Raw genomic sequence first — 25,459 nt, forward strand, 5'->3', positions numbered from 1 at the left:
ATTATGGTAAAGACGGTCTTATCTTATAATAATACATTGCGTGCCTTGACGCTGCTGCTGCTCTCTGTCTGTGCCTTGCATGGTGCATGGGCGGAAGACAAACTGACACAGGACCCACTCGGCACCGTAGTGTTCCACATACCGGAGGGCATGGTGAACGGGGCTTCGGCAGCCACAAACGGCTCTTACAGCATCACGCCTTCGAAGCAGAGCGGCGTGCGCTCCTTCGTCATACCCACCAACTACACGTTCTTCAGAAACATGGACAAGGACGGATATGCCTCAACGCTGCAATACTGGGTGGAGGAGAATAGCGATAGCACCATGCATTACGTGCCGGGATATAGCTACACGTTTGCTTCAGAAGGTCAGACGCTGACGCTCGTTCCGGTCTTTAAGGACAATCCTGCTTCGGCGGTTAACCGCACAAAGGTTACTATTATGCGCTTCGACTTTACGCGCAAGCTGCACGATTATGACACCCCTGAAACCAATCAGCGCCGTCAGGTATGTGCCCCGCCAGTTAACTTTGGTAGCGGAAAGAAGCCTTTCTGGACCACGAAGGTGCACGTGAATGTCATCGAGAACGGTGAAGACAAGTCGCATGATCGCGACGTGGCGTTATGGTGCGACACGGGCAAGAATGGATATATACGCAACACGGCTCTCGAAGAATGGTGCGCCTTTGGTCCCGGCACGACGTTCTGGGTGCCGGGTGGTGTGGGAACAACCATATCTATGCTCACCTACTCGAAGATTTCGTCCACCACATTCGACGGCGTTGTGCCCAAGCTGGACGAGGAACAAACCCAAAAGGAACGTGAGAAAGCCGGACACAACAAGGTATACGTATACACCTACACCACCAACAACCCCAACAAGCGTGTGCCTATCGTTATCGGCGAGGACGACTATTCGTACTATCATTGGATAGAGGTACGCACAATGCCTGCCAATATGGTGGAGCTGCACGCCGAGATTGACAACCCCGAGCACGGAGTAGTAACCAATGCAGAGTCGGCTTCGGGCAAGTTTGAGGTTAAGAAGCTTGAGGATGGAGGCTATGCCTTCAAGAAAGGCGACCACGTCCGCCTCACCCTTAACAGACGATTCGGCTACGAACTCGACCGCATTGTTGACCTTGACCGTACCGACAATGACGGCAATAAGCTAACCATTGTGAAGAAGAACAACGACGGAACGTGGGAATACGACCAGACGGAGTTTACGCTGAAGGAGACTGCGCCTACTAAGGAGGAGTTGGCAGATAGCCTTTACACACGTTATGAGCTGGAGTTTAACATCACCGACCACCGCAACTTTATGGTTTACTTCAAGGAGAAAGCCACTTACTACGTCACATACAACGGCGGAAAGGTGGCGATGGGTACGCCTCCCGTAGCTGAGCTTGTGGAGGAGGGTGACGCCTTTGTCATCCCCACCAACCGCACGCTATTCTATAAAGGCAACACGCTGGACCATTGGGAGGACGAGGTAGGCAACATTTATAACATCGACAGTACATACATAGCCACAGCGAGCGACCTGCGCCTGTTGCCTGTGTTCAAGCCTAACAAGTTTAACCGCCTGGACGTGACTCAGGAGGTTACCGCCACATGGCACTTTGCCACCAAAGACGGAGCACCTACCATAGACCTTGAAAAGGCGAAGGGCATCCTCGTAACACAGCTTAAGTGGAACAACCAAGCCATAGACATAAAGATTGACCTTGACGCCACGAAGGGACGATTCACCAATATGAACGAGAAATACCCTGAGCGCATGCAGATTACGGCTGGTGCCGTAATCGTGTTCCCTGCCACAGCGGGGTGCTTGGCAAAGCTAACGCTTACGGAGAAGATAAAGAAGGGCGACAAGACAGTGAAGATTGATGGCAAGTCGTTGTCGCTTGTGAACAATATGGAGCCTCAGACGGTATGCCAAGCCGATACCGCCTATCTGAATGTGGAGTTTGTTAGCGGTTCAAACTTCCGCAATTTCAGCGTGACATACAAGCCGCAAACCGTCACAAAACCCACCATTGCCACCCTCTCCTGCGACGACAAGACGCTCAGCGCGGAGCAAATCAAGGAGCAGATGGCAAACAACGGATATATAACCTTTGACGCCTCGCCTTGGAAAAACGCCGACGAGGAGATGCCGGAGGTTACGGGTACAGCCACCGGCGACGGCATTGTTACTGCCACTAAGGCAGACATCAGCACGCAAGAATGTAACGTAACGGTGATGACGCACAGCAGCATAGCAGTGGAATCGTACCCCGTAAAGTTCAAGTTGACAACGCCGGACACGCCGCCCGTGTTTACAGGAGTTACGGTAGGAGGAAAGTTATACACCGGCACGTCCAACGAAATTTACGACGTTCCACGAAGCGGTGTCATCAAGGTTGGGTTCAGCCGAACCATGAAGCAAACCATGCTGAACGTGAACGGCACGTTGTATCTGTCCGAATCGGGTAAGGAACAGGTGTTTAGGTATTGGAATATAGCAGCAGGAGATGTCGTGAAGATTGTGGTTCCGGCGGGTAAACTAAAGGACATATATGGTGCTGCTTACGAGCAGAAGCTTTCGCTCACCCTGCATATTACGGAGGAGAAGGAGAAGTATCATCGCCATACGTTTAACTTCGTGGTGGGACGTGACGGCGACATCAATGAAGCCATCAACGCTGCCAACGCACACGACTATACCGACAGCCACCGCTTCTATATCTTCGTACCCGACGGCACGCATCATCTTACGGGTAACGCCGACTCGGACATAGCCGGCGTGGGCGTCATCAATAACGGCGTAACCAGGATTAACGCCTCTAATGTGTCGCTGATAGGGCAGAGCAAGGATGGCACTATTATCTACAACGAGCCTAAGTACGGCGGTAGTGCCTACACCTCAACCATAGCCTTGGACGCAGGCGTCAACGACTTCTATGCCGAGGACATAACTATGGACAACCGCTTCGACTACCTGAAGGCTAAGGACGAGAAGCTCAACACGCAAGCCATTGCCTTCCGCGACCGTGGAGACAGAACGGTGCTTAAGAACGTGGCGCTACGAAGCTATGAGTATACATACAACTCAAACAACCCTTCGGCAAGCTCTCGTGGCTACTTCGAGAACTGCGACATCACGGGAGCGGTGGATATGGTCATAGGCGATAGCAATGTATGGTTCGAGGGATGCAACCTTATACTGCGCGACCGTGCCGCCAACAACATCGCTGCGCCTACCACACAGGCCATGCAGGAATGGGGCTACGTATTTAACAACTGCACTATCAAGCCTGAAGCAGACCAACTGACGTTGCTTAAGAACAAGAACTGGACACTGGGACGACCGGGCAACTACTCGCCGGCTTGCACCTTCCTCAATACGAGGATGCTTATAGAGCCGCGCCCATACGGATGGACGAAGAAGAAGACGGACCTTATGCTGCGCTTCCACGAGCATAACAGCATGAACGCGGCTGGCAACAAGCTGTCGCTCAACGCCCGCACCATAGCTCTATGCGTGCCTGCCGCCGGCTCTGACGAGTGTGTGCTTAGCGACGTAGAGGCTGCTTCGTACAATGTGCGCAACGTTCTCGGTGGCGACGACGGCTTCGAGCCTAACGACCTGTGCTGCCAGATAGATGCGGCATCGGCTACCAATAAGGATAAGGATGCCAACAGCACGACGTGGAACGACAACATCTCCATTGAGGATGATATCCTTACGTGGGACGATGAGAAGATGGCGATGTGCTACTTTGTCTTTAAGATGGACGAGGGCACGGGCAAGTGGACTTACGTGGACAACATCACAACAACATCATACGACCTCTCGAAGCATGAGACGGGTTATTACTGTGTGCGTGCTGCCAACATGCGCGGTGGCTTGGGAGCTGCAACAAAGAGCGTATGGTATAAGAAACTCGATCCCTACGTGCTCACCATCAGTCAGACTGGCGACGAGATGGTGGACGGCAAGCCATACGGATGGAGCACCATCTGCCTGCCTTTCAATGCCCGTGTGCCTGAGGAGGTTACGGTATATGCTGCCACTGCACACAACAGCCAGAGTGCCGACGACAAGGTGAGCGACTACATCATGACGCTCACACCTGTAACGGTGACCGACAGCCTTAAGGGTTATGTGGTGTATGGTCCTGCCGGCAACCACAGCTTCTCCCCCACTTCGCTTACCTCCGGCAAGCCTACCATACTTGAGGGCAACGCCACGGATGCTCCCCTGTCCGCCCTCAACATCCATTGCTACGTTCTCGCCGACAAGAACTGGGGCATAGGCTTCTATAGGTTCACTGGCTCTTACCTCGCCGCCAACCGTGCATGGCTCCCCTACAGCGTGGTGACAGACAATATGAACGAGACGCTCTCTACCAATGCCCGTGCCATCCGCTTCGAGATAGCCCCCACCTCTGGCATCTCTTCCGTCCACTACAACACCCCACTGCCCGACGACATATACACCATCGACGGCAAGCGGGTAGACAGCATGACGCAACAGGGGGTGTATGTGGTAAGGAAGAACGGGAAAAGCAGTAAGATAATTAGGAATTAGAAGTTAGAAGTTAGAAGTTAGAAATAAGAAATTATTCTCGACTTCGCCTGCGATTTTTAGTTATTCAATTTAGAGTTTAAAATAAAAGGCTTTACATTAGGTATAACGAGAATATGCTCTCACAGACCTAATGTAAAGCCTTTTATTTTGCCGCTTGTCCATTTGTCATGGCTTTTTGGCATTTAAATATTGACCTACCAATAAATCTCCCTAAGTGGAATCATTACAAAGTCACGCTCTTCCATCAGCGGATGCGGCAGTGTAAGCTCTTTGGTACTGATGTGCAAATCGTCATACATCAGTATGTCAATGTCTATAGGTCGGTCGTGATAATGACCGTCTACCGACTTAACCATCCTTCCAAGCCCACGTTCGATACTCTGTGTTGCGGCAAGCAGCTGTAGTGGCGACAATGTGGTGAGCACCCTTACACACATATTAAGAAACTTATTGGCCGACTGAAATCCCCATGGTTCCGTTTCAAGCATTGACGATTGGCGGTCAACAATGCCTACCTCATTGCCAAGCATATCAATGGCTTTAAGCATTGTGGCGTACCGGTCGCCAAGGTTGGAACCGAGAGAGAGGTAAGCTATGTGTTGATAATCGCTTGACATTAGTCGTTTAAAATAAGTAGAGCGTCGCCGTAGCAACCGAACATGTATCCATGCTTAACAGCAAGATTGTATGCTTCCATCACGAGATCGTAGCCACCAAAGGCACAGGTCTCCATAAGCAAGGTAGATTGCGAATGATAGAAGTTGGATATCATCGAGTCGGCAAGACCAAAGTCATAAGGCGGGAAGATGAACTTGTTGGTCCATCCCTCATACTCCTTAAGCATACCATCTGTGCCAACAGCAGTCTCTGTAGCCTTAACTACGCTTGTACCAACGGCACATACACGATGTCCTTCCTGCTTAGTCTTGTTTACAAGAGCGCAAGCCTCGGCTCTAATGTACATCTGCTCTGAGTCCATCTTATGCTTGGTAAGGTCTTCCACCTCAATGTCGTGGAAGTTGCCCAATCCGCAATGCAGCGTGATATAAGCAAAGTTGATGCCTCTAATCTCCATACGCTTCATCAACTCACGTGAGAAGTGCAAGCCTGTAGCAGGAGCTGTAACAGCACCCTCATTCTTGGCAAAAATGCACTGGAAGTCATCAAAGTCATCCTCTGTAGCGTGATGTTCCTCACGTCGGTCAATGATATACCTAGGCAGAGGAGCCTCGCCAAGCGAATAGAGTTCGCGCTTAAACTCATCGTGCGGACAGTCGTAAAGAAAACGCAATGTACGTCCACGGCTTGTAGTATTGTCTATAACCTCGGCCACCATAGTACCGCTCTCGTCAAAGAACAACTTGTTGCCTATACGTATCTTACGTGCTGGCTCAACAAGCACATCCCAAAGGCGCATCTCCTCATTAAGCTCACGCAGAAGGAACACCTCAATCTTGGCATCGGTCTTCTCCTTTGTGCCATAAAGACGAGCCGGGAACACCTTGGTATCATTGAAGATGAACGTATCGTGCTCGTCAAAGTAGTCGAGTACATTGCGGAAGTCGAGGTATTCACCCTCAATAGGCTTTCCATCGGCGTCCTTCTTAAACATGTCGATAGTTTGAGATTTCTTATGCAAAACCATTAGTCGGCACTCGTCACGACGTGTTATGCGGAAGATTTCCTTCTCGCCTTTGTCGTTTTCGAACTCACGATAGATGCTGTGAGGATATAGTGCAATCTGATTTTCGGGTAATTTAAATTTAAACTGTGATAACTTCATAGTCCTTTTTTATTTATTCATCTTCTGTAGTTTCTATTGTCTGCTGTGCCAACCAGTCCTCAAACTGCTTCAGTTCGATGCAATTCTCTACGCGATATTCGCCTGATCGAGTTCGGCACAAAGCTGTGAGATAGGCACCAGAGTTTAAAGCTCTGCCTATGTCGCGCGCCAACGCTCGTATATAGGTACCCTTTCCGCAAGCCACACGTATAGACATCTGCATTGTCTCGGCATTGAAGTCGAGCAACTCTATCTCGTCAATACGTATCTGCTTGGCTTTAAGCTCCACGTCCTTTCCATTGCGTCGCAATTCGTAAGCACGCTGTCCGCTTACCTTGCAAGCACTAAATGTAGGTGGCACCTGCTCGATGTCGCCCTCAAACTGGCGCAACACCTCTTCTATACGTTCGCGTGTTATGCCGTCAGTAGGATAGGTCTCGTTTACTGGATGCTCCATATCATAACTCGGTGTTGTTGCACCAAGCTGCAATGTGGCTGTATATTCCTTGCCGTGCTGCTGAAATTCCTCAATGCGCTTTGTAAACTTGCCTGTACATAGCACAAGCACACCAGTTGCAAGAGGATCGAGTGTTCCGGCATGGCCCACCTTAAGTTTTTTCACCCCAAGACGCATACACAGACGCTTGCGCACATATGCCAAAGCGCTGAAACTCGTCATGTCAAGAGGCTTGTTTATGGCGATAACTTCGCCTTTGGTGAAATTCATATTGTCTTTGTTCTATTTTTTAGAGCATTGAACATACTATTGTTACAGCACCAGCTATGGCACAGTAGATGCCAAAGTAGATAAGCTTACCCTTCTTTACGATGTTGATCATCCACTTGCAAGCAAGACAACCGCTGAAGAATGCGGCAAGGAAACCTACAACAAGTGGCAATACGCTTATGTCGCCAAAGGCCTCTTCGCCCTTAACAGCCTTAAGCACGTCGAGCAAAGCCTCGCCTAAGATTGGCGGTATAACCATAAGGAATGAGAACTGTGCCAACTTCTCCTTCTTGTTGCCAAGCAACAATCCTGTTGCAATGGTAGAACCTGAGCGCGACAAACCAGGAAGTACGGCGCACGCCTGTGCAAGACCTATTATAAAGGCATCCTTCATAGAAATGTTATCACGCTGACGTGGCTTAGCATAAAAAGAGAAAGTGAGCAGAACCGCAGTCAAAAGCAAGCAGCAACCCACAATAAGCAAGCCCGAGCCGAAGATATCCTCTACAGTGTCCTTGAAGAACACACCTACAATACCTATAGGTATCATAGACACCACAATATTGAGAAAATACTTTGTCTCGTCGTTCATCTTGAACTTGAAAAGTCCCTTCAATATCCAGTCTATCTCCTTCCAAAGCACAACAAAGGTACTCATAACTGTTGCCACGTGCACCAATACGGTGAAGGCAAGATTCTCCTCGCCATCAATGCCGAAAAGATAAGAGCCTATGGCAAGATGTCCACTACTGCTTACGGGCAAATATTCGGTAAGTCCCTGTACGATGCCAAGGACTAAAGCTTGTAACCAATCCATTCTTTATTATAGTTTTATTATTATAAGTAACTGTTCAAAATTAATTTTACAAATATGAATAATTCACGAATAAGTTCGTACCCACAGAGGCCAAGGCCCTGTTCGTACAATAGAAAAGCGAGTCCGTAGTCTCGTAATCTATCGGTCTTATCCATTTGCCCTTAAGTATACGCCAAAGAATCTCGGCAGGATTAAGTTCTGGAGAATAAGGTGGAAGATAGACGAGGAACAATCCTCTATTCTCCCAAATTTTCCTCAGTTCTTTCACCTTCCGATTTCTATGAACAGAAGCATTGTCCAAGACAATTACAGTCTTCTTCGTGACATTGAAAGAGAATCTGTCAAGATAGTCCACAATCTTGTCTGCGTTGATGGACTCTTTTGTGGTAAAGCCTTTATATTGGTTCCTTTTGGTAATCATACCAAAGATATTAAGCCGGGCAGCTTTCTCGGATGGGATGTAAACATCCTCATTCTTGAATTGCCAGCCATATGGAACATATCCATTTGTACAGACATGGCTTTCGTCGGCATAATATAGCACAAGTTCCCCTTTGGAATCAAGTTCTTCAAGTTCTTGCAACTTCTCTTTCTTGTATGCATAGAGCGGAGGTGAGGGTTTGCCCCTTGGGCGTTTTCTTATACGCTTATATCTTGCACAGATGTTTCTAAAGAACGTTTGAAGGTAATGTCACTGGCTTCTTTGCCAGTCGCATTCTGCCATGCCTCACGTGCTTTAGACACGCTTTGACGGTCTTCCTCAATTGCCTTGCGGGCTGCTTCTTCATCAGAACAATCCATAATAGGCTTTCGACCCTGACCAGGACGTGTCTCCAAGCCTTTGATGCCATTTTCTTCATAACGTTTTACCCATGCGTAGACAGTAGGTACAGTCACCTCAAGCATTTCTGCTATTTTGGGAGCTGATTTACCTTCTGACTTCAGCAATATGGATTTGCATCTGATACGAAAACTATGAGTAGGGCCATTATGATAGCCTTTCTCTAATTTGAGGCGATCAACCTCTGATAATTCAAGTACTTTTATTGGTTTCATAATTCTACTTTTTCTATAAAACGGAAAATGAACCATATTAGTACTGATATATATAAATAATTTAGATCACTTACTTATGCATCTTTTTTATAGTCTTACTCCTCGCCCTTGTCTGCAGGCTTTCGAATAATAGCATATATTATTGAGATGAAACCGATGAAGCAAACCACCGGAGCAACCTTGATACGGCGCACGCTGAAGATGTCGTTATTGAACACCGACTCGTCGCTGCCTGCTCCACTCATCAGAATGAAACCAAGAATAACAACCAACATTCCTACCGCTAACAGTATGAAGTTAGTCTTGTCGAAAGCATAATTTCTTTTATCCACGATTCTATTATTATAATGTTGAATTTTAAATCTTATAAAGGTCGCCTGCCTTCATGCGCAAGAACTTGTTGACTGATATTGTGGAACATATTGCTGTGATGAAGAGTCCGAAGAACACTACCACACCAGCCGTAATTGCAAGCTCCAGCCATGTAAGCACCTCAAGAATGCCCGGCTCATACATATACAGTCCATATATAGCTCCGCCCAAGGCACAACATGCAATGAGTGCCGCAAGCAAACCAAGAGCCATATATCTGCGCACAAACGGACCTCTGATGAATCCCCATGACGCTCCAACAAGCTTCATTGTGTGTATGGAGAAACGTCGGGCATATATACTCAGACGTACGGTGTTGTTGATGAGCGAGAACGACACAATGGTCAACAGCAATGCTATAGATAGCAACACAACACTTATCTTGGCTATGTTGGCATTAATTTGGTCTACAAGGTCTTTCTCGTACTTCACCTCGCTAACCTTAGGATAGCTCTTAAGTTCTTTGGATATGTATCGAAGCGAGTCGCTGTTGGCATAATCGGCATTTAGCGTAAGCTCCACTGAAGAGAGGAAGGGATTTGTATCGGCAAACTCGCGAGGGTCGGCGCCCAATGTCTTTATGCCCTCTCGCAAGGCCTGCTCCTTACTTACATAAGCAAGCTGACATACATATGGACGCTGTTTGAGCTTGGCACAAAACTGCCTTGCCTCACCAGACGTCATGTCGTCTTGAAGCATCATTGTCACCACGATGTTCTGTTTTACATAATTGGAAAGGTTGCGGGCTATAAGCACCGAGAACACTACCATTCCCAACAGGATAAGCACCATTGCCGTGCTTATGCACAACGTTACTGCCTGCAATCCTTGACGATTGCCGGACTTAGTTCTTTTCTTTGCCATTTCGAAATGGGTATATTATACCAAATTTCTTGCAAAATAACAAAAAAAAAACCGGATTGGCGAGCGATTAACGACAATTAACATGCAATAAACCCACAGATAAAACGTTATACTATAAACAATAAGTGATATTATTATGTCTATAACACTTTATCCATCGCCTATCGTCGGACCGATACACAGTCGGCGATTGGGCATATCGTTAGGTGTGAACGTCAATCCAGCCGACTCAAAGTTCTGCACCTTCGACTGTATATATTGCGAAGTGGGCTACAATGACTGGCACTCGCCAATGTCCAAACGTCCAACTCGCGAGCATATTGCCTCTTGCCTTGAAGAGAAACTTAAGGAGATGAAAGCAAACAACTCCAACCTTGACGTCATTACTTTCTCGGGCAATGGTGAACCTACCGGACATCCCAACTTTCTCGAAATAGTAGAGGACACCATACAGCTGCGCAACAAATACTATCCTAAGGCTAAGGTGTCGGTACTTACCAACTCTACCTTAGCCCACAAGCCCAATGTACACCGCGCACTCAAGCTGGTAGACAACAATATTATGAAGCTCGACACCGTGGACCCTGAGTATATAAAAAAGGTGAACCGCCCGGAATCGTCGGCATTCAACGTCGAAGAGATCATCAAGCAGATGCAGTCGTTCAACGGACACGTCATTATACAAACCATGTTTATGCATGGGACAGACGACTTAGGCAATGATGTATCCAATACAGACGACCGCTACGTCATACCATGGCTCGAAGCTATACGCCGCATTAAACCAAGCGAGGTGATGATATATACCATCGACCGCGATACACCATGCACCCATCTTAGCAAGGCAACACACAACGAACTTAACGCCATACGCGATCGTGTAGCGGCAGAAGGCTTTGAGTGTATCGCGGCTTATTAAGCTTATCAGGCATTTATGCCCTGACTCAGTATGTCAGCAGGAGTATCCACCAATGTTGTTGCACCATGTTGCAACAGGAAGTCACGGTCGCGGAATCCCCACAACACACTGATACAGGGCATGCCCGAATTGCGTGCTGTCTCAATGTCTACATCGCTGTCACCTATATATACCGCACCTTCGGTCGTAACACCAAGCTGTCGCATAGCCTCGATAACCGTATCGGGAGCAGGTTTCTTGCGTATATCCTCGCGCTCGCCTATAGCCACCTGAACAAGATTGCCAAAGAAGTGGCGGCATAGTTCTTGGGTTGCTGCATAAAACTTATTGCTTACCACAGCTACCTTCTTGCCGCGACTATTCAACTCTTTAAGCAAGTCCATTACTCCATCATACGGCTTTGTGGTATCCAGATTGTGCTCCATGTAATGCTTACGAAAGTCGGAGTACGTCTTCTCAAATGCTGGATTGTCCTCACCATTAGGCACGGCACGCTCCATAAGCTTCTTTACTCCGTTACCCACAAATACCCTAACCTCGTCAATTGTACGTTCCGGCATACCGTTTGTGCGCAAGGCATAGTTGCAACTTGCGGCAAGGTCGCCAAGGGTGGACAGCAACGTGCCGTCCAAATCAAAAATATAAGTGTTGTACATACCTTATTATATATAATACCTTCTTTTTACTATATTAAACGATGCGAAGGTAGCCATAATAATCATAATACGTATAAAAAAAATAAATTTATTTTGCCAAATATTCCAATTCAGTTACCTTTGCATACGATTATAATAAAACAAAAACCATCTGAAACATCATGAGAAAGAAGAAAAACAACAAAAGAAAATACCTCATCATTGTTGGCTGCTGCCTGCTGTTGGCTGTGGTTGCAGTCTACTACTTTTTCTTTGCATCAATGTCGGCAAGCTCCGACACCAAGTATGTCTATATAGACAACGACGACAACATCGACTCGGTATACACCAAAATTGCCGAGGTGTCAAAGGCAAGCAGAATGACAGGTTTCAAGACTCTGGTACGACACAGCAAATATGCAGACAACATACGCACCGGACGCTATGCCATCCGACCAGGCGAAGGACCATTCATTGTATTCAGACATATGAAGAATGGATTGCAGACTCCTGTCAACCTTGTAGTGCCGTCTGTACGTACTACCGACCGACTTGCTGCCGAACTTTCCAAGAAACTTATGCTCGACAGTGCCACTATATATCACGCTCTTGCCGACGAAGCCACATGCAAGAAGTATGGATACGACACAGCTACCATTGCTGCCATGTTCATACCAAATACATACGACATCTATTGGAACGTTAGCACCGAGAAACTACTCGACCGTATGCAGAAAGAATACCATAAGTTCTGGAACCATGAGCGCACCGAAAAGGCTCGCCTTATAAAACTAACACCTGTAGAGGTGAGCACATTGGCAAGCATAATAGACGAGGAGACTGCCAACGATGGCGAGAAGCCCATGGTTGCAGGCATGTACTACAACCGTCTGATGCTGCGCAACGCAGAATATCCAAATGGTATGCCATTGCAGGCCGACCCAACCATCAAGTTTGCATGGAAACGCTTCGATCTAAAGCGCATCTACAACAACCTCCTGTACATCAACAGTCCATACAACACTTACAAGAACCCAGGATTGCCTCCTGGTCCTATTCGCATACCATCTATAGCAGGTATTGACGCTGTACTCAACCACGTGCACCACGACTATATATATATGTGTGCCAAGGAAGACTTCAGCGGAACACACAACTTTGCACGTACATACAACGAGCATCTGCAGAACGCCAAACGATATAGTGAGGCCCTTAACAAGAGGGGCATTAAATAGGATTTTAACGAATACGTATTCATCGGCTTACGAATACGTATTCGTTTTTCTCATATATTTTAGGTTTGCACCATTCCTAAAACAACACTAAATGAATATAAACAAAATGCCGGGCTCTTCTCAGAGTCCGGCATCATTATCAATAGGTATTAGTCTTTTCTTAAGGTAAAAAGATTGTATTCAGGATAACACCACAAAGGTAGCGCTTTTAAAACTAACCTCCAAATATATTATTATGTTATAAAGCATATTATTACTTTTATCCTCCACACAGCTTTCTACGACACATTTTTTATATATACCAATACATTTCTTTATACATACCTACATTTTTCCAAACAATACAGCCAGAACAAATGACATAAATCAATATATGACACATTTAAACTTAAAAACCAAGAAAAACACTCAAAACATTTGGTAGTATAAAAAGAAATGCCTACCTTTGCACTCGCAATTAAGAAACATACCCAATTGCAAATAAAGATTGGCTCCGTAGCTCAACTGAATAGAGCATCTGACTACGGATCAGAAGGTTGCAGGTTTGAATCCTGCCGGAGTCACCAAGTTTTACTAAATTACCCTTTAAAGAGAATGTTATTTATTTAACATTCTCTTTTTTGTATATAAATATCCGTTACTACAAACTACCAATAAGCAAGTTTTCACCCGTTAGATAATGCTCATGCCGAGCGTACCTAATAAAAAAAGCCGCTGACACGCAGCGACTTTTTAAACTATAGGGTGGAGCTGGTGGGATTCGAACCCACGTCCAAACAGGGAAACCATATGCTTTCTACATGCTTATTCCAGCCTTCGGTTTTCATGCTGCGACAAGACCCGGACCACCAATCGCAACCTTATCCTCTAAAACTTCATCTGAGCACCGAGGCATACACAGACTATTTCCGATTTACCTGCACCGCTTGACCCTTAGATTCGGAACAACATCCTTGGAGCGATGTCTCGTTCCGCCAACCTTGTGGCGGAATAAAGCTAATCTACTGTACTTCGATTAAGCAGCGAGAGCGTAGTTGTTTTCGCCAATTAAATTTTTGATCACTCAGATTAAGGAGCTAGCCATCGAGGCTCCGCATGCTTACATACCATTTCATCCCGCTGTCAAATCCAGTCAACCCCGAGATATTAGCATGATGCGTGACAATAAAACACAATATGCCACAAGTTAAATAATGAATGCAAAGATATAAATAAATACTGAAATATCAAAAAGATTAACTCTTTTTATTCGTTTATTATATAAAATATGTTACCTTTGCATAGTTAATGCAATATTTGAGCCATATTGCGGTTATTAAAAAGAAAAGCGAAAAAGCAATAGTGAGTAATCAAAAACGAAAGAGGTAGACAATCTCAAATGTAGCTATGACGATTGCTATGCTGCACAATATTTTTTAAGTAAAAAAAAAGTAGATAAAGACAATAGAAAAATGGAAGAACAAAAAAAGGATGTCATAAACCTTGCAGAGGTTTTCCAACACCTAAAGATGAAGAAGAAAGTATTCTTTATCGTATTACCCATTGTGTTTGTACTGTCGGGCTTGTATATATTTCCACAACCGCGATATTACCGTTGCAGCGTGATGCTTGCACCAGAAAGCACCAGTGAGTCTTCCGTAGGAGGATTATCATCTCTCGCATCGCAGTTCGGCGTAGATCTTGGTAGCGGAAGCCATGATGCCATTTATCCGCTGTTGTATCCCGATCTTGTCAGTTCAAATGGTTTTGTTATCGGATTACTCGGGATTAAAGTTACCACTGCTGACAACACTGTCCATACAGACTATTACACCTATATGCGCGAATACCAAAAGAAAAATCCTGTAATGGCACCATTCAGGACTATAAGGTATTCTATTGAGTCACTCTTTACAAAGAAGGACACCACACCCACTACAAAAAAGACTTCGGAAATAAACCCGTTCAGAATGTCGAAGAGGGATGCGGATCTACTTGGTACCATAAAAGGCAAGATAAGCTGTAATGTTGACAAGAAAACCGAGGTAATAACGATAGCGGTAGAAGATCAAGATCCGCTTGTGTGTGCTGTTATGGCAGACTCTGTGCGCTGTCATCTACAAAGCTTCATAACACGCTACCGTACAAACAAGGCCCGCATTGACGTGAAGCATTATGAACAACTCACATTAAACGCAAAGAAGGAATATGAGGCATGTGTGAAAAAATACAGTGCATATTGTGATGCGAATCAGGATGTGACGTTGCAGTCATTCATATCGCAACGCGACGAGCTTGAAAATGAAATGCAGCTTAAGTTCAACACATACTCTGCTCTGCGTACTCAGCTTGAGGCAACGAAAACAAAGTTGCAGGAAAAGACCCCTGCATTCACGACCTTGCAGAGTGCCACAGTGCCAGTGTTGCCAGCAGGTCCGAAGCGTATGCTCTTCATACTTGGTATGTGTTTCATTACAACATTCTTCACAGCCCTGTGGCTTGTACGCAAGAATCTGTTTATGAAGGATTAATGGCTATCACGATATGCAGAAAATAAGGATATTATCGCTTTCATTTAAAAAGATACCACTGTATTTCAAGCGGTTTTCGTTAAGTATCAATTTGCAAGAGATGACGTTATTACCATTCTGTATGGTATTCGTTAGTATTGTAAATATGTGTCTCAGTTTGGCTAGTCTTGAGATGCAGATACTGTCGTATATGGTGCTTGGAGGTGTCATTCTAAGTTTTCTGTTCATGCTTACGCTTATCATTCATAGCAATAAGATATCAAGGTACGGCTTTATGTATTTCCTTTTCATGTCGACACTAGTTGGGCTGTCGTTCGTGAATCAAGTGGACTACAAAAACGCTATATATTTCTCGATGGCAATATGGTTGAATTTGATGCTCTTTAGATACTTTAGCAACAGAATAAAGATGATACTTTCTTCATATGCGATAGCCCTGTCTTTCTGTGTATATGTCAATTTTGCCCATTTGCTTGCAAATCCGATGATGTGGGTGGTAGACGATACAAAAGAAGCTGTGGGGTATCTGTTGGGAGGCAACTACAACCAGATGGGATGCAGAATGATGATTGCTGTATTGACAAATTGGATGTGCGTAAAGTTTTCGCGTTTGTGGATGATAAACTTCATTCTGGTTTGTACGGTAGGAATAGCTACGCTTGCAATCGTTGGCTCAATGACATCGCTGTCAATGATCATTGTATTCTTCGCATTCTGTCTTGTGCCATCTGGAAAATTACGCAAGATAGGTATTTACAGTATATTCACAGCCTTTGTGCTGTTTCAGGTATTTGTTGTTTTCAACGGCAGAGGATTAGAGAACAACGAACTGGCTGTATATGTTATTGAAGATGTGTTGAAGAAGGATATGACATTCACATACAGAACGTATATGTGGGAAAGCGCGCTCAACATTATTGAAAAATCTCCAATCTTTGGATGGGGATTGCCAACCTCTGAATGGTATGATTCCAATATGTCATCATTTGCTATTGGTCCGCACAACTTCATACTGTCAATTCTGATAAACGGTGGTGTTGTTCTGCTTACATTATATATAGTTATATGCGTCATGACATGGAGATCAATAAGTTCATATATGGATAGGAAAGATGCTCAGATACTAGTTTTCGGACTTTTGGCCCTGTGGTTCATGTCGCTGATGGAAATGTATCCGTACACGATAATGTTTTTTGCCATGATGCTGGTGTCATATTATAAATATATGCCAGGTGTGGTGAATGAAAAAACAACAACAAACGGTGGGTTGAAAAACGAAAATACAGATTATGAAAGAAAATACCAACAAATCGATTGCCATTAACTCTATAATCCTAAACATCAGGCTAGTGATAGTCTCGGTGTGCGGATTGCTGTACACCAGATTCAGCCTGCAGGCACTTGGTGTTACCGACTATGGATTGTTTTCAGTCATAGCCTGTATCATATCTTTCTCGAGCATTATAAATACCATAATGGTGGTTACATCAAACCGCTTTATAGCTATGGCTATAGGCAAGGGAAACACTGAGGAAGCGTGCCGCACATTCAACGTGAATCTTGTGATACACTTACTTATTGCCATGTTGACATTAGTGGTGGCTTTGCCCATAGGACATTGGTATATAAGCAACTATGTGAACTATTCGGGAGATATGGCAAACGTATACGTGGTGTTCGACATATCTGTGGCGGCATCTGCAGTGTCGTTTGTAGGTGTACCGTATAACGGATTGCTTATGTCACGCGAACGCTTTTTCGTGTTTTGCGCAGCTGATGTGGTGGCTAGTGTGGTAAAACTTGTAGTTACATATCTGATGATATACCATTTTGAACACAAGTTACTTGTCTATGCTCTTGTAAACGCATTTATGACTGCTTTTCCAACAGTTGTATTCTTTGTGTATTGCAGTAAGTATTTCAAAGATATTGTGCGTTTCTGTTTCGTGCGTGAAATACGCAAGTATGTTGAGGTGTTGAAGTTCTCTGCGGCTGTAGGCTATGGTGCAGTGGCTTTACTGTTACAGACGCAAGGCGGCGCATTGATTATCAATATGTTCTTCAATACAGCGATGAATGCAGGACTTGCAGTAGCAAACGCCGTGAACAATATTTTGCAGACCTTCGCCAACAATGTGCAGAAGCCTATTTCGCCACAGATAGTAAAGAACTATGCAACGGGTAATATGCCGAGGTGCACCTATCTTGTATGCCTTGCCTCTAAGGCTACATATCTTTCTATGTTTATGGTGTCTATTCCGTTCCTCATAATTCCTGAAAGTCTGCTGAAACTATGGCTATCAGATGTACCTCCCTATGCTGAATGTTTTACCAGATTGCTTATAATTGATACGCTCATATTCAGCATAAATGCAGGAATCAATGACTTTGTGTTTGCCACTGGCAGAGTAAAACAATATCAGTTAATTGTGAACTCATTGGTGATATTATCAGTAATTGTCGGATATTTTGTAATAAGACATTATATGAAAGCGGAAACTCTATTCTATGTATACATCGCTTTTTCTTTTATAGTGTTTTTGGTCAGACCGTTCATACTTGTGCGCATTTCACATTTCGACATAAGGCGTCTTGTATATGATTCGTACATCCCTGTACTGATGGTTACAGCACTTTTCATGCCAATATTCTTGACAAGGTCGTTCATGCATCCAATAGCGTGTGTTGCTGTAGCTTACCTGTACTTCGCGGTACTTGTGTATTTCGTTGCGCTAAAAAAGAAAGAACGCAGCTGGATAGTAGCAGCCGTATTGGAACGTTTTAGAAGAAGCTTATAAATTAAAACAGAATAAACACAATAAGAATGACTATAGAGCGTTCATATGATAACGGTTCTATAAACATTAGAATAATATATATATTTAAAACATTTATGGATATAATAAAGTCATTATTGGTTATAAAGAAATTCCTGTGGAATATCAAAATATACATCTTGGGACACTATTTCCCCAAGCAGCTGATAGAATACCGCTTCAAGGGAGTATACAACAGAAAATTTGACTGGAATAATCCTCAGACATTCGACGAAAAGGTAAATTGGTCTAAATTGATGGCCGACACTACAGAGTGGCCGCACTTGGCTGATAAATATGCCGTAAGAAAATTTGTTGAGGAAAAAGGATATGCGGATTCACTGGTCACTTTGTATGGAAAATGGGATAAAGTTGAAGATATAGATTGGAGTAAACTGCCCGACAGATTCGTTATGAAGGTAAACAATGGCAGTGGTGATATTATTATATGCAAGGATAAGGCACACCTCAACATAGAGGAATGTAAGCGACATTTCAGTAAATTGTTGAAAAAGAAATTCGGATATGATATGGGGGAATTGCATTACAACAAGATAAAGCCATGTATTATAGCAGAAGAACTGCTTGACGCTGAATGTCAGGCGTTCAAATCAAGCTCTCTTATCGATTACAAGATTTTCTCCTATGATGGAAAACCTGCTTATATTTGGGTCAGCTTCAACCGTACACCGCATACACTTGATGTTGCTGTTTACGACACAGACTGGAAATTTCATCCTGAGTATTCCAGAACAACAGAACATTTTAGACTCTACAATCATGAACTGCCACGCCCTGCATCATTAGACAAGATGTTGGAAATGGCTTCAACCCTATCAAAAGGATTTCCATTTGTGCGTGTAGATTTATATGAAGTAGGAAACACTCCCTATTTTGGAGAAATGACTTTCACACCTGGTGCAGGATACAATGATGATTATCCTGAAGAATTCCAGAAGAAGCTGGGAGATCTTTTCCTGATTGAACGTAAAAGTTAACAATAACTTTTTTCGCATATGAGAAATATAGTCCAGACATCTTCTGATATAGTTCTATCCATCGTTATGCCCGTGTTCAACCATCACAGCGATGTGAGGGAAATGATAGACAGCATACTTGCCAACACTTTCGGTGATTGGGAATTGCTTACTGTAGACGATGGTTCTGACAGCGAAACCATTGAACTGATTGAACGTTATGCTGCTTCTGACAAACGAATACGCCTAATAAAGCGCGATAGGCAACCAAAAGGTGCCCAGACTTGCCGCAATATAGGACTGTGCGAAGCGAGAGGAGAATTTGTCGTATTCTTTGACTCCGACGATTTCATTATGCCTTATTGCCTGCAGCAACGAGTTGAGCAGATGAAGGCCCATGAAGAACTCGATTTCATGGTGTTCCCTTCGGGCATATATACGGATAGAATTTTCCATACCAAAGGCTATGCCTCAATGTATGGCTATCATATATATACAGATGATGTAGAACAGTTTTCCAGCCGTCAGCTACCATTTATAGTATGGAACAATATATACAGGCGTGATGCTTTGTTGTCACACAGTCTGTGTTGGGACGAGCATCTGCTTTCGCTTCAAGATGCCGACTTTAATATTTCGGCGATAGCGGCAGGTTTGCGGTATTCATATGCCGAGAATGCAAAGCCTGACTATGGATATCGTATAGCAAGCACCTCTTCTGTGTCAAAGAACATTAAAGGGGTGCGCCATCACGAAAGCCATGTATATGCCAACAGGAAAATGTGGAGCGTTATACAGAATGCCTATGGCAGAAAATACAACAGGGCATTGTACCACGGAACTTTGAACATATATAATGCAGGTTTGTCGGGTAGAGGGATTGACAGTAGATTTGCAAAGGCTCTTATGGAAAGTTTGAAAGGCAAAAGCTGTTTGTACCGTTTCGTTTTCGGTATTCAGATAAACACAACACTGATTTTGCAGAAAATCATACCATCAAAGATGGCGCGACAGTTGCCAATGGCATTCTATCTGACAAAAGCGACGAAACTGCGTAAGCGTAAGGCTGATATAATAAAAGCCCTGCTTGCAGGAAAAGATCAAAAAAACGAGAAATGACATGAAAAGGGTTTCTGTAGTTATAGTAACATACCGTTCGGAAAAAGACATATACGACTGTTTGGCCTCTTTGTTCAAATGGGCGGATATTCCGCGCGAAGAACTTGAAGTGATTGTTGTTGACAACAACAGTCCCGAAGCAGATCGTATGTTCAACGGCATTCGAAGAATCTACGGCGACGAGATTGTTCTTGTTAACAACACGAACAATGGCGGCTACGGACAAGGCAACAATGTTGGAATACGGCGTGCCAAGGCACCAGTGATAATGATTATGAATCCTGATGTACGGCTCAATTCACATGTCTTCAATCATGCCCTTTCCATCTTTGCTCAGAAACAATATGTAGGTATATACGGATTGACACAGATGGTATCGGAAAACAGAAAATGTGGAACGTCGTTCAACACCACACATATGATGAACGGTTATCTGCGTATACTGCTTACTGGTATTTCCAACCGTTTCAATATATTTTTACCATCATGTATGTATGTATCTGGGGCTTGCTTCTTCATACGTCGTGATTCATTTGAAAAGGCTGGGCTGTTTGATGAAAGTATATTTATGTATGGCGAGGAAGATGATGTTTGGTATAGAATGCGCAGAATCGGCCAAAAGACTATGTTCGATGCTTCATCGACATACATCCATCTTACGGAAGAACGCAAGACCGATGCTAATTACGAACTCAAGATGCTACGCTCCGTAATGTATGTGAACAGTAAATATGGTTTTCCTGTAATACGTACTCTTAGGGAAGAACGTCGCAGTCTGCAAATATTGCGCTTTCGCCAATGGCTGAAGTCTTTCATAAGTGGTCGCGGATACGAGCTTGATGTTTATCGTGAATACGACGGTCTTATCCGCCAAATGATAAAAGAAGAGAGAAAGCGTAAAAGCGAGAAAATATAATAATAACATTAAAGTAATTAAGATGTATAAGATTCCTGTATTGTTTGTTATTTTCAAGCGCAAGGACGTGTCGCTTAGAAGCTTAGAGAGACTCAAGGAGATAAAACCCTCTAAATTATATATTGCCGGCGATGGACCTCGTAAAGGTGTTGCTGGCGAAGCAGAGGCAGTGGCAGAAACACGCAAGGCAATACTTGATGCCATTAACTGGGATTGTGACGTAAAAACTAGGTTTCAAGAAAAGAACTTGGGATGCTCGTTGGGAGTATACTCTGCCATATCGTGGCTATTCGAGAACGAAGAATACGGCATCATTATAGAAGACGACTGCATTATGCAGAAGTCGTTCTTCCCATACGTGGAGGAGCTAATACACAAATATGCTTCTGATTCGCGTATTGGAATGATTTGCGGAGCTAATTACGCACAGCATGTTTCTGTTCCAGATTCATATGTTTTCAGCCGTTACAAATCGTGCCATGGTTGGGCCACATGGCGAAGGGCATGGAAACTAATGGATCTTGACATGAATTGGCGTTCCAGCAACTACTCGTATTCGGTAATAGCAAATATGGGATACAAGTCAAAAGATATAAGGTACTGGAAATACAGACTGAAAGCCATTGACTTGCATGACGTGAGTGCATGGGATTGGCAATGGTATTTCACGCTTGCTGCAAATAACATGCTTGCGATATGCCCTAAGTTCAGCCTTACTAACAATATAGGCTTCGGCGAAGAGGCCACACACACTTCAATGGGAAAAGTACCGTCGTGTTTTTCTACAGACAAGCAACTGGAATTTCCACTGAAACATCCGCCTTATGTCGTTCCGTACCAGCCTTTTGAAAAAGCTTTCTACCATTCGAACAATACTCTGTATAACCGAATAAAACAGTTGTTCCCGTTTTGGTTCAAGAATATATTAAAAAAAATAGTAAGAGGATAAATAGATATGAAATTGAAGATATATACAGACAAAGGAGTATACAAGTATAAGTTCGTTCCCATCTTTGAGGGAATAAAGCCTATTAACAAGGATATAGCAAGAGAAAATCTTGCTATACTGAAAAGGGTGTGCGAGAATGCTGGCATAACATTCATACTCTTCTACGGCACTCTTTTGGGAGCCGTAAGGGAACATGACTTCATCGACCACGACGAGGATATAGATCTCGTACTCTACAAGGACGAAATGAGAAAATTTGAGAACCAGCTATTCCGTCTACGTGAACTAGGATTCGAGGTGGCGCGCTATGAACGTCGCGGATTTATGTCGATAATCCGTAAGGGCGAATATATCGATTTGTACTTCTACAAGCAGTATCCTGGCAATCCTGACATCTACTACTGCTGTCAAGATATGTGCAAGAAAGAGTTCATTTTCGACCTAATGCCTTATACATTCCAAAACGACACGTATCTGGTTCCGCGCAACTACTTAGACTATTTTGAGTATTATTTCGGCAGTAACTGGCGTACGCCAATACAAAAATTCGACTTCAATATGAACAAGTTCGAACTGGCGAAGCAATATATGGTACAGTATGTGAAAAATCTGCTCCCCGTGTCGTTGATTGAAAAGATGCAGATGCGAAAGGACAAGCCACTACACGAAAAATGGTTGTCTAAAATACATCACTAGTGTACACAATATCTCTACAACTAACTATATTTAGATTATTCCAATGAGTACTCGGCGTTTTATTAAAATAGATATCAATAAGAATATTTGGTGACATTAAGTTTCAAACCTTCCTAAACCCAATTACTTACAAACTAACAACAATGAATATTAAGATTCTTTCTGGAGTGGTGGCTTCTATTGCTATGCTCCTACCCGCTATGGCATCGGGACAAACTGCCAACTTCAACATCATTCCACAACCACAAAAGGTGGAGGTTGCACAATCGGCTGCTCCATTTATACTCGATCAGAACACACGCATTAACATTGCTAAGGGCAACCTAAAGAACAATGCCAATATGCTGGCACAGTACATCGAGCAGTCTACCGGATTACGTCCTGTCGTAGGCAAGGCAACCAAAGGCGGTCTTACTATAACACTCGACATCGACAAGACCATCAGCAATGCCGAAGGCTACACTCTAAAAGTGGACAGCAAGCAAATACGTATCTGTGGTGCTACACCAGCTGGTGTATTCTATGGTATACAAACACTACGCAAGTCGTTGCCTATAGTTAGCGGCAAGGCAGCAAAGGTTGAGATTCCTGCTGTCAACATTACAGACGCTCCGCGATTTGCCTATCGTGGCACTCATCTCGATGTATCTCGACACTTTGTTCCTACCGATTCTATTCGTACATTCATCGATATGTTGGCTTTGCACAACATCAACCGATTCCACTGGCATCTTACAGACGACCAAGGTTGGCGCATAGAGATAAAGAAGTATCCTTTGCTTACTGCTGTTGGCTCCAAGCGTGCCCAGACAGTTATAGGTCACAATTCTGGCAAGTATGATGGCAAGCCTTATGGTGGATTCTATACACAAAAGGAGATTCGCGACATCGTTAAATATGCAGCCGACCGCTATATCACCATAGTTCCCGAGATTGATTTTCCAGGACATATGCAGGCTGCACTTGCCGCTTATCCAGATATGGGGTGCACAGGTGGTCCATATAAGGTATGGGAGATATGGGGTGTATCCGACAATGTGCTGTGCGCTGGAAACGATAAGACAATGAAGTTTATCGACGATGTATTAAGAGAAGTTGTGGGGTTGTTTCCTTCTAAATACATACACGTAGGCGGCGACGAGTGTCCTAAGACACAGTGGCAAAAGTGTCCTAAGTGTCAGGCACGTATCAAGGCTTTGCACCTTGAGGCTAAGGATGGACATACAGCCGAGGAGCGTCTGCAGAGTTATGTCATTACACATGCAACTAAGTTCCTTAAGTCACTTGGCCGAAACATTGTTGGTTGGGACGAGATACTTGAAGGCGGACTTGCCGATGGTGCTACCGTTATGTCATGGCGTGGAGAGAGTGGCGGAATAGCCGCAGCTAAACAGAACCACGATGTTATAATGACTCCTAACACATATCTCTATTTCGACTATTACCAGTCGCTTGACAAGGCTAACGAGCCTGAAGCCATAGGTGGATATCTTCCTCTTGAGCGCGTATACTCTTACGAGCCTATGCCTAAGGAACTAACATCCGAGGAGGCTCGTCACATTATTGGCGTACAGGCCAATATATGGACCGAGTATATGCCTACATTTAAGCAGATGCAGTATATGGCCTTACCACGATTGGCAGCATTGAGCGAGGTGCAGTGGAGCCAACCTGAACAGAAGAACTACAAGGACTTTGCCTGTCGTCTTATCGACTTAGCCCAGCGTTACGAGCAACTGGGCTACAATTATGCCAAGCATATGTACAACGTGGCTATTAATGTAGACAGCGACACCAAGTGGCAAGAGGATGTAGTGCGCCTTACAACTGCTGGCAATGCAGAGATACGCTATACACTCGATGGCTCTATGCCTACAATGTCAAGTGCATTGTATACTGGTCCGATGCATCTGCAGAAGTCGGCTGACATACGTGCTGCTGCCTTTCGCAACGGCAAGAGAAGCAATGTTATAAGCCAATCAATATCGTTCAACAAGGCCACTACCTGCCCTGTAACTCTGCTTCAGCCCACACATAAAAGCTATACATACGAGGGTGCAACAGTGCTTACAGATGGTATTATAGGCGATGCTGCATATAGCACTGGACGATGGTTGGGATTCTGTGGTAACGATCTTGAGGCTGTTATAGACCTTAAGAAACCTACCGACTTCTCTGAAGTAGGCTTCAATACTTGTGTGGAAAAGGGTTCATGGGTATTTGACGCACGTGGCATTGAGGTTAGCGTGTCGCAAGACGGCAAGACATTCACTACTGTTGCAACAAAGGCTCTGCCTGCAATGGAGGAGAAAGATGCCAATAAGATATACAATCACCAGATTGACTTTACTCCAACAAAGGCCCGTTATATAAAGGTTCTCGTTAAGTCGGAGCACAGCATACCGGCATGGCACGGTGGCAAAGGCAAACCAGGCTTCTTGTTTGTGGATGAAATTTGCGTGAAGTAAGGGATGTATAAAAGGGGAGTTA

The 25,459-nt window shown here is 44.3% G+C and carries 21 protein-coding genes, 1 tRNA gene and 1 other RNA gene; 13 read left to right on the forward strand and 10 right to left on the reverse strand.

Annotated features, from left to right (window positions below):
* The first annotated feature begins 3 nt into the window (after positions 1-3).
* The gene (locus C9991_RS00225) at positions 4-4,578 is read left to right on the forward strand and encodes a pectinesterase family protein (RefSeq protein ID WP_106810652.1); all 4,575 of its coding nucleotides are present in this window, start codon (positions 4-6) and stop codon (positions 4,576-4,578) included.
* 194 nt (positions 4,579-4,772) lie between these two features.
* On the opposite strand, the gene folK is transcribed toward C9991_RS00225, so the two are convergent.
* The 8 genes from folK to C9991_RS00265 form a co-directional block, all read right to left on the reverse strand.
* Positions 4,773-5,195, reverse strand: coding sequence for a 2-amino-4-hydroxy-6-hydroxymethyldihydropteridine diphosphokinase (gene folK, locus C9991_RS00230; RefSeq protein WP_106810653.1), 423 nt, complete (start codon positions 5,193-5,195; stop codon positions 4,773-4,775).
* A complete protein-coding gene (gene queA / locus C9991_RS00235) occupies positions 5,195-6,361 on the reverse strand; it encodes a tRNA preQ1(34) S-adenosylmethionine ribosyltransferase-isomerase QueA (RefSeq protein ID WP_106810654.1) in 1,167 nt (388 codons plus the stop codon). Before queA ends, folK begins: the two co-directional genes overlap by 1 nt.
* A 13-nt stretch (positions 6,362-6,374) precedes the next feature.
* A complete protein-coding gene (gene truB, locus C9991_RS00240) occupies positions 6,375-7,088 on the reverse strand; it encodes a tRNA pseudouridine(55) synthase TruB (protein ID WP_106810655.1) in 714 nt (237 codons plus the stop codon).
* 19 nt (positions 7,089-7,107) lie between these two features.
* Positions 7,108-7,905, reverse strand: coding sequence for an undecaprenyl-diphosphate phosphatase (locus tag C9991_RS00245; protein WP_106810656.1), 798 nt, complete (start codon positions 7,903-7,905; stop codon positions 7,108-7,110).
* A gap of 46 nt (positions 7,906-7,951) precedes the next feature.
* Complete coding sequence (locus C9991_RS00250) at positions 7,952-8,569, reverse strand: IS630 family transposase (protein WP_106810657.1); 618 nt, start codon at positions 8,567-8,569, stop codon at positions 7,952-7,954.
* Positions 8,545-8,961 (reverse strand): helix-turn-helix domain-containing protein, encoded by a 417-nt coding sequence (locus tag C9991_RS00255; protein WP_106811700.1) that lies wholly within the window; start codon positions 8,959-8,961, stop codon positions 8,545-8,547. The genes C9991_RS00250 and C9991_RS00255 overlap by 25 nt, the downstream gene beginning before the upstream one ends.
* 95 nt (positions 8,962-9,056) lie before the next feature.
* Positions 9,057-9,293 carry a DUF3098 domain-containing protein gene (locus C9991_RS00260; RefSeq protein ID WP_106810658.1) on the reverse strand — a complete coding sequence of 79 codons (237 nt, stop codon included), beginning with the start codon at positions 9,291-9,293 and terminating at the stop codon, positions 9,057-9,059.
* Positions 9,294-9,318: 25 nt separating this feature from the next.
* A complete protein-coding gene (locus C9991_RS00265) occupies positions 9,319-10,197 on the reverse strand; it encodes a cell division protein FtsX (protein WP_106810659.1) in 879 nt (292 codons plus the stop codon).
* Positions 10,198-10,333: 136 nt separating this feature from the next.
* Between C9991_RS00265 and C9991_RS00270 the strand changes: the two genes are divergently transcribed.
* On the forward strand, positions 10,334-11,116 hold the full coding sequence (locus C9991_RS00270; protein WP_106810660.1) for a radical SAM protein: 783 nt from the start codon (positions 10,334-10,336) through the stop codon (positions 11,114-11,116).
* 5 nt (positions 11,117-11,121) lie between these two features.
* Here the strand turns inward: C9991_RS00270 and C9991_RS00275 are convergent, their stop codons facing one another.
* On the reverse strand, positions 11,122-11,772 hold the full coding sequence (locus tag C9991_RS00275; protein WP_106810661.1) for an HAD family hydrolase: 651 nt from the start codon (positions 11,770-11,772) through the stop codon (positions 11,122-11,124).
* 161 nt (positions 11,773-11,933) lie between these two features.
* Here C9991_RS00275 and mltG point away from each other — a divergent pair, with 161 nt between their 5' ends.
* Together mltG and C9991_RS00285 are read left to right on the forward strand one after the other, a co-directional pair.
* Entirely contained in the window at positions 11,934-12,986 is a 1,053-nt protein-coding gene (mltG, locus tag C9991_RS00280) for an endolytic transglycosylase MltG (protein WP_106810662.1), read from the forward strand.
* A 489-nt stretch (positions 12,987-13,475) separates the two neighbouring features.
* Positions 13,476-13,552 (forward strand) — tRNA-Arg (locus C9991_RS00285).
* Positions 13,553-13,728: 176 nt separating this feature from the next.
* On the opposite strand, the gene ssrA is transcribed toward C9991_RS00285, so the two are convergent.
* Positions 13,729-14,126: a transfer-messenger RNA gene (ssrA, locus tag C9991_RS00290) on the reverse strand.
* Positions 14,127-14,437: 311 nt separating this feature from the next.
* On the opposite strand from ssrA, the gene C9991_RS00295 reads away from it, so the two are divergent.
* From C9991_RS00295 to C9991_RS00335, 9 genes are all read left to right on the forward strand, one after another.
* Positions 14,438-15,496 (forward strand): chain-length determining protein, encoded by a 1,059-nt coding sequence (locus tag C9991_RS00295; RefSeq protein ID WP_106810663.1) that lies wholly within the window; start codon positions 14,438-14,440, stop codon positions 15,494-15,496.
* 100 nt (positions 15,497-15,596) lie between these two features.
* Positions 15,597-16,820 carry an O-antigen ligase family protein gene (locus tag C9991_RS00300; RefSeq protein ID WP_198643719.1) on the forward strand — a complete coding sequence of 408 codons (1,224 nt, stop codon included), beginning with the start codon at positions 15,597-15,599 and terminating at the stop codon, positions 16,818-16,820.
* The gene (locus tag C9991_RS00305; RefSeq protein WP_106810665.1) at positions 16,786-18,294 is read left to right on the forward strand and encodes a lipopolysaccharide biosynthesis protein; all 1,509 of its coding nucleotides are present in this window, start codon (positions 16,786-16,788) and stop codon (positions 18,292-18,294) included. The genes C9991_RS00300 and C9991_RS00305 overlap by 35 nt, the downstream gene beginning before the upstream one ends.
* Before the next feature lie 95 nt (positions 18,295-18,389).
* On the forward strand, positions 18,390-19,310 hold the full coding sequence (locus tag C9991_RS00310; protein ID WP_157949314.1) for an ATP-grasp fold amidoligase family protein: 921 nt from the start codon (positions 18,390-18,392) through the stop codon (positions 19,308-19,310).
* Positions 19,311-19,328: 18 nt separating this feature from the next.
* Positions 19,329-20,408, forward strand: a complete 1,080-nt coding sequence (locus C9991_RS00315) for a glycosyltransferase family 2 protein (protein ID WP_106810667.1) — start codon at positions 19,329-19,331, stop codon at positions 20,406-20,408.
* A gap of 1 nt (position 20,409) precedes the next feature.
* Complete coding sequence (locus C9991_RS00320; RefSeq protein WP_106810668.1) at positions 20,410-21,324, forward strand: glycosyltransferase family 2 protein; 915 nt, start codon at positions 20,410-20,412, stop codon at positions 21,322-21,324.
* A gap of 22 nt (positions 21,325-21,346) precedes the next feature.
* Positions 21,347-22,273, forward strand: coding sequence for a hemolysin hemolytic protein (locus tag C9991_RS00325; RefSeq protein WP_106810669.1), 927 nt, complete (start codon positions 21,347-21,349; stop codon positions 22,271-22,273).
* Positions 22,274-22,279: 6 nt separating this feature from the next.
* On the forward strand, positions 22,280-22,969 hold the full coding sequence (locus C9991_RS00330) for a LicD family protein (protein ID WP_106810670.1): 690 nt from the start codon (positions 22,280-22,282) through the stop codon (positions 22,967-22,969).
* 143 nt (positions 22,970-23,112) lie between these two features.
* Positions 23,113-25,437 (forward strand): glycoside hydrolase family 20 protein, encoded by a 2,325-nt coding sequence (locus C9991_RS00335; protein ID WP_106810671.1) that lies wholly within the window; start codon positions 23,113-23,115, stop codon positions 25,435-25,437.
* Positions 25,438-25,459: the final 22 nt, after the last annotated feature.

The organism is Prevotella merdae (assembly GCF_900290275.1).
GTDB lineage: Bacteria > Bacteroidota > Bacteroidia > Bacteroidales > Bacteroidaceae > Prevotella > Prevotella merdae.